Here is a 5,624-nt window from a genome sequence, read left to right on the forward strand (position 1 = left end):
CATTCGTCGCACGCTGGAGACGACGCCCTTCAAGAATTCCCGCACGCGGGTGAATTACGGTCCGGTCACCGTCTCGATCGGCATCTGCATGGCCTCCAGCGCCGGGGATGCCGGCGAACTCTACAGCAAGACCGACATCGCGCTCTACGGCGCCAAGAATGCCGGCCGCAACTGCACCATCCTCTATCAGGACGGCATGCAGAAGGATTTCACCAAGAGCTGGCTGATTTATAAGACGTGAGGGTAATCGGTCGCCGTGCGCACGCTGTCACCACAAGGTGACGGCTTAGACTGTTGTCCGGTTCGCGCCGATGGCTCCCTCGTCCGCCAGGGGTCCGAGGGAACGGACGAGGGAGCCGCTTGCTCCCTCATTCCTGTGCCTGTCACAGCGCCTCTGCGCGGTGAATAACTCTTTGCGACCGTGAAAATGTCTTCCGCGCCCAAGGACTTGGGCGCACTGGATTCCTATGACAAGCACAGGAATTGTCTGTCAAATCTGTGCTTTACTGAGGGGGAAGTTGGGATCGAGCCCCGGGATGGCCATCCCGGGGCTCGCGCGGCAAAGCGCCCGTACAGGAATAGGTGTCAACGACCGACCTCATGAAGGGACTTTGCCGCTCCAGCTTCGCATCGCTTGCTGACTTGAATGGGCTATCCGTCGGACACGCCCGCAGACAATTCGAAGCATGAAGCCCAATTATGATGGCAGAACCCGCCGAAATCCAGTCCGTCCTCGGCCTGGACGTTTCCCGCAACACCGTCACCCTATGCGACGGCCGTACCCGCCACACCGTAACCATCGCCAATGATGCCGACTCGCTGCGGGCCGCCCTGTTGCCCTACCAAGGCACCGCCACGCTCGCCGTCTGCGAGGCCACCGGCGGCCATGAGGATACCTTGCTCGGTGTGCTCCTGGAACTGGCCATTCCTGCCCATCGCGCCGATCCCGCCAAGGTCAAGGCCTATATCAAATCCTTCGGCAAGCGCGCCAAGAACGACCCGATCGATGCGCGATGGCTGTCCCGCTATGGTCGCGACCGCGCCGCCACACTGCCCCGCTGGCAGCCGGTCGATCTCACCCAGCAGAAGCTCGAGCTACTGGTTGCCCGCCGTCTCGACCTCGTCGCCATGCGGGTGCAGGAGCAAAACCGCCTGAAAGCCCGGCGCAGCCGCCTGATCGCCGACAATATCTGCGATCATCTCGCCGAACTGGAGCGCCATATCGAAGCCCTCAATGCCGAGATCGACACCCTGGTCGGCGAAAGCCGCGATCTGGCACTGCGGGCCGAACAGCTGCGTTCGGTGCCGGGCATCGGCCCGGTCTTGGTGCCGCTGCTCCTGGCCGTCATGCCCGAACTCGGCACCCTCAACCGCCGCCAGGTGGCAAGCCTTGCCGGTGTCGCCCCGCATCCCAAAGACAGCGGCAAGGCCAGCTCGCACCGCTCAACCACCGGCGGACGGCGCCAGATCCGACCGGCGCTCTTCATCGCCGCACTTGCCGCTTGCCGCGGCGATAATCCGCTCGCCACCGCCTACAAGGCGCTGCTCAAGGCCGCAAAACCCAAGCGCGTCGCCCTCACAGCCATCATGCGAAAGATCATCACCATCGCAAACGCACGCGTCAGAGACGCCCTGCCACACCAAAATGAAATAATGCCGATCAACGCATAAACTGACTTGGTGAGGGAAGAGAGGTGGGTGTCCGCTTCTCGGCTCCACACCCTACCACATCGTCTTCGCCGCCCTGCCCGGCCATTCCCGGTCGTAGGTTTCCTGATCGAAATCGCCGGTTGCGGCCTTCAGCATCTGCCCGGGCGTCGGCAGCTTCGTCGGATCGGCAAAGTGTTCTCCATTCCAGAGCTCGGCCCGCATCACGGCGCGCGCGCATTGGAAATAGACCTCGTCGATCGAAATGACGACGACGGTGCGCGGATTTTTGCCGTCCATCTCGAAGCTCGAAAGCAGCACCTCATCGTTGGAGACGACGCCTCGGCCGTTGACGCGCATCGTCGTGTTCGAGCCGGGGATCAGGAACATCAGTGCCAGTCTCGGATCGCGCACAATGTTGGAGAGCGAATCGACCCGGTTGTTGCCGCGCCAATCCGGCAGATGCAGCGTCTCGTCGTCGACAACGCGCACCACGCCGCCAAGATCTCCGCGCGGTGAACAATCGAGCCCTTCCGGCCCGACGGTTGCAAGCGCTGCAAACGGCGAGATCTCAATCATCTCCCGATAGAGCGGGGTCAATTGCTTCGTCACCTTGGTGACGGAGGCCGGCGAAAGTCCGGCCCCGTAGATCGTGTTGAGCTCTTCGATGCTGCTGATGATTTTCATGAGGCGTCCCGCCGCGGCTTGATCTTCGCGACGGACGCTACAATGCCGCGCGTTTTGCCGGAAGCTCAAAAAACGGAATGATCTCCGCATCTTTTTTGATGCTTTCGTCGGGTACTTCACCCACGCCCCGATCGCCGCCGAGAAAAGCCGCGATCGCGGCAAGAACCGGCGCGGCGCCGATGATGCGCCGGTGGCCGAAGCCGTTCGCCCAGAGAAGCCGAACGCCCTTCCCCGCCGCGCCATAGCGCCTGGCATGGAGAGACGACACCTCCTTGTCATCTTCGGCATGGATGACGAGCACCGGCCGGCCGACGACGCCCGCCGCCGCGCCGGCGTCGAAATCCTCAAGTCTCCGTCCGGTGACGTGATGGACCTCGTTCTCCAGTGCCGCTTGCGCTGCAGGGCGAAGACTGACCATCCGGCCGAAATCGGTAAAGAGCCAGCCCATCTCGCTCGGCGCACCGATCAGCACCAGTCTCTCCGTGGTGACAGGCGTCACGCCAGGCAGGAGGCCTGCCGCTGAGATCATTAGCGCCGCACCGCCGAAGGAATGACCGATCGCCGCATCGAATGCGCCAAAGCGCGCCTCGGCCGCCGCGATCGTCTCGACTGCAAGCCCCATATGCAGGAAGCGCCCGCCCGAGCGGCCGTGGCCGGGAAAATCGAGCGCCACGACCTCCGCGCCCGTTGCCGAAAGCATCGCGACGAGTTCGGCCATATAGGCCGCGCTCGATCCCCAGCCATGTGTCACCAGGTAGCGCTTGCGTTTGCCCCTCGCCCCGCCGTTCAGCCGATAGGCATGCGCTTGGCGCCCGCCGGCGAGCCGGAGGGTGAAGCGTTCGGCGCCGGCAAGCCGGGCCGCGCCCGCTGCATGCGCCGCCCTCGCCTTTGCTCCCTTCGGCTTTGCCGATGGCGTCCGGCAGAACAGCCGGAACGCCGCTCTGCCTGCCAGATCAGGAGAAACCGCCTGCAGCAGCGAAAACCCGAGGCGGGTGACGTCAAGCGCAAAGTTTGCCATAGTGGGATTCCAAAAGACTGTTCAACACTGAACAATAAAGTACAACGATGAACAAAAATCAATCCCTTCCCTGGGATCATCCGCGTTTTCGCAGCTGGATCGCGGTGGCTCGCGCCTGCCAGCTCATGCAACAATCTCTTGCTCGCTCGCTTGCCGATCTCGACATCAAGCCGCCGCACCTTGATATCCTGGTCAATCTCTACCGTTTCGAAGGCATCTCACAGCAGGAGCTGGCGCGCAAACTCCTGGTCGGCCGCTCCAATATGAGCATGCTCTTGCCGCAGATGGAAAAGCGCGGTCTGATCCTTCGCCGCGATGACGAGCGCGACAAGCGCGTGCTGCGCCTCTATTTGACGCCAGAGGGTCGAAAGCTGAGTGAGGAAGCCATGGCCATCCAGACCGGCCTCATCGATCGCGTGCTGTCGGACGAGCCGATAGATCAATGCATGGCGACTGCCGATTCGATGGAGCGGATCATCACCGTGCTGCTGAAAGATCTGCGCGACGAGGACTGATGTTCAATGCAGCGTCGGCGCCGCCTCCGTACCGGTCAGCGAGCGGTATTCCCAGGCGGCGACGACGATCAGCACCAGCGTCGCCAGAATGCCCATCAGATAGATCTCGATGAATGGCGCGGCAAAGGCAAGCAGGATCAGCAGCACGAGACCTGCGAGATGCGAGAGCGGCATCCGCCCGCTGGTCGCGCCCTTGAACCAGAGATTGCCGATCAGGAACAGACCGGAACCGCCGAGCACGGCTGCGGCGATGCCGAGATCTCCGGTTTCGTGCGGATGGGAGAACATGAATTCAACCGCCACCGCATGGACGATGATGCCGGCCAGAATCGGGATATGCCCATAGGTGAAGGCCTGCCGCGCCAAGCGGCCCGGTGTCTCTGAATGCTCGATACGGTGGGCGGCACGCCCGTGTCCGAAGCGGAAGTAGAGCCACCACATGGCGACTGTGCCGATGAAGGCGGTGACGAAGACGACGCCGGTCAGCCCCGAGAACGGCAGCTCCGCAAAGGTGCGGCCGGAAACGAGGATTGCCTCGCCGAGGCAGATGATGACGAAGAGCGCGCAGCGCTCGGCCATATGCGCGCCGGAAACGTCCCAGTCCCGCGCCGTCGAGCGGCCGAGCCCCGGCACGGCAAAGCCCGCGGCCGGCCCGGCATATTCGATCGCAAGCGCTATCACCCAGGCGATCAGCCGGGCCTCATGCTCGAGCAGCCCGCCGGCAATCCAGAAGACCCCGGCAACCGCGAGCCAGGCGGTGATGCGGACGAAATTCAGCGTATTGGCGCGGTCGACGCGTGTCATCGCATAGGTCGTAAACAGCGAGCGCCCGACCTGCATCGCCACATAGGCGCCGGCAAACAGCAGCCCCTTGTCGCCGAAAGCCTCGGGGATCGAGGCAGACAACAGCAGCCCGAGCATCATCAGCGCCACCAGCATCCCGCGCACCGGCATCTTGTCCGGATCGAGCCAGTTCGTCACCCAGGTTGTGAAGATCCACACCCACCAGACGGCGAAGGTCATCAGCGCCGCTTCGGCGGCACCGAGCGGCGTGTAGTGGGCGGCGAGCGCATGCGAAAGCTGCGAGATCGAAAAAACGAAGACCAGGTCGAAGAACAGTTCGAGGAAGGTCACCTTGCTGCCGCTGGCGCTGCCCTTGGCGCGCAGCCAGTTCTTTCCGTTCGTTTTCGCCATATGGCCCCCCGATGGCTGGAATTATGAGTCTGTTGAAACTGATAGCGGCGCGCTCGTGAGCGTCAGCGCGGCTTCTCCGCCGTATCGCGGTTCATGCCCTTTTCGCTGAGCTCGTTCTCGTAGGCCGAAAACAGCTCCGCGCCCCGTTCGCCGAGCTCGCGCAGATAAGTCCAGGTGTAGATGCCGGTATCGTGCATGTCGTCGAAGCCGATCCGGACTGCGTAATTGCCGGTCGGCATCATCGAGATGATCGCGACATTGCGTTTGCCCGGCACCGTCACCTTCTGCCCCGGCCCATGGCCCTGCACCTCGGCCGAGGGCGACAGCACGCGCAAGAGCTCGGCCGACAGGTCGAAGCTCTGGCCGTCATTGAAAGTCACCGCCAGCCGCTGCCTGTCTTTCGAGACGCGAAGTTCGCTCGGCCAGATATCGCTCATCATTTTGTCCTCTTCTCATGCGAGGAGTAGGCGCTGATCTTTTTCAGCGCAAGCTGAAATTGGCATGCTCACGCGGCTGTTTCCCTTGACGCGACAATAGCATATGCCCACATTGATGAGAGTACG

General features: G+C 62.8%; 7 protein-coding genes. 3 read left to right on the top strand and 4 right to left on the bottom strand.

The features are described 5' to 3' along the window. Both FY112_RS37495 and FY112_RS07175 read left to right on the top strand, forming a co-directional pair. On the top strand, positions 1-241 hold a 241-nt coding region (locus tag FY112_RS37495), incomplete at its 5' end, for a diguanylate cyclase (protein ID WP_246700628.1). 458 nt (positions 242-699) lie between these two features. Continuing rightward, positions 700-1,671: a transposase gene (locus FY112_RS07175; RefSeq protein ID WP_151518067.1), complete on the top strand. Its 972-nt coding sequence runs from the start codon at positions 700-702 to the stop codon at positions 1,669-1,671. 51 nt (positions 1,672-1,722) lie between these two features. Here FY112_RS07175 and FY112_RS07180 read toward each other — a convergent pair whose 3' ends face one another. Continuing rightward, a complete protein-coding gene (locus FY112_RS07180) occupies positions 1,723-2,334 on the bottom strand; it encodes a pyridoxamine 5'-phosphate oxidase family protein (protein WP_151518068.1) in 612 nt (203 codons plus the stop codon). A 37-nt stretch (positions 2,335-2,371) separates the two neighbouring features. Beyond that, positions 2,372-3,352, bottom strand: a complete 981-nt coding sequence (locus tag FY112_RS07185) for an alpha/beta fold hydrolase (RefSeq protein WP_151518069.1) — start codon at positions 3,350-3,352, stop codon at positions 2,372-2,374. 47 nt (positions 3,353-3,399) lie between these two features. Here FY112_RS07185 and FY112_RS07190 point away from each other — a divergent pair, with 47 nt between their 5' ends. Beyond that, positions 3,400-3,867, top strand: a complete 468-nt coding sequence (locus tag FY112_RS07190) for a MarR family transcriptional regulator (RefSeq protein ID WP_027667644.1) — start codon at positions 3,400-3,402, stop codon at positions 3,865-3,867. Between the two features lie 3 nt (positions 3,868-3,870). On the opposite strand, the gene FY112_RS07195 is transcribed toward FY112_RS07190, so the two are convergent. Together FY112_RS07195 and FY112_RS07200 are read right to left on the bottom strand one after the other, a co-directional pair. Continuing rightward, positions 3,871-5,061 (bottom strand): low temperature requirement protein A, encoded by a 1,191-nt coding sequence (locus FY112_RS07195; protein WP_131619807.1) that lies wholly within the window; start codon positions 5,059-5,061, stop codon positions 3,871-3,873. A gap of 62 nt (positions 5,062-5,123) precedes the next feature. Beyond that, positions 5,124-5,498 (bottom strand): DUF971 domain-containing protein, encoded by a 375-nt coding sequence (locus FY112_RS07200; RefSeq protein WP_043294718.1) that lies wholly within the window; start codon positions 5,496-5,498, stop codon positions 5,124-5,126. Positions 5,499-5,624 lie beyond the last annotated feature (126 nt).

This window comes from Rhizobium sp. PEPV16 (assembly GCF_008919455.1).
Lineage (GTDB): Bacteria > Pseudomonadota > Alphaproteobacteria > Rhizobiales > Rhizobiaceae > Rhizobium > Rhizobium leguminosarum_Q.

Bases quoted from the DNA above. Each gene is read 5' to 3' on its own strand.
- FY112_RS07185 (WP_151518069.1), bottom strand. From the start codon at position 3,352: ATGGCAAACTTTGCGCTTGACGTCACCCGCCTCGGGTTTTCGCTGCTG.
- FY112_RS07195 (WP_131619807.1), bottom strand. From the start codon at position 5,061: ATGGCGAAAACGAACGGAAAGAACTGGCTGCGCGCCAAGGGCAGCGCC.
- FY112_RS07200 (WP_043294718.1), bottom strand. From the start codon at position 5,498: ATGAGCGATATCTGGCCGAGCGAACTTCGCGTCTCGAAAGACAGGCAG.
- FY112_RS07190 (WP_027667644.1), top strand. From the start codon at position 3,400: ATGAACAAAAATCAATCCCTTCCCTGGGATCATCCGCGTTTTCGCAGC.
- FY112_RS07175 (WP_151518067.1), top strand. From the start codon at position 700: ATGATGGCAGAACCCGCCGAAATCCAGTCCGTCCTCGGCCTGGACGTT.
- FY112_RS07180 (WP_151518068.1), bottom strand. From the start codon at position 2,334: ATGAAAATCATCAGCAGCATCGAAGAGCTCAACACGATCTACGGGGCC.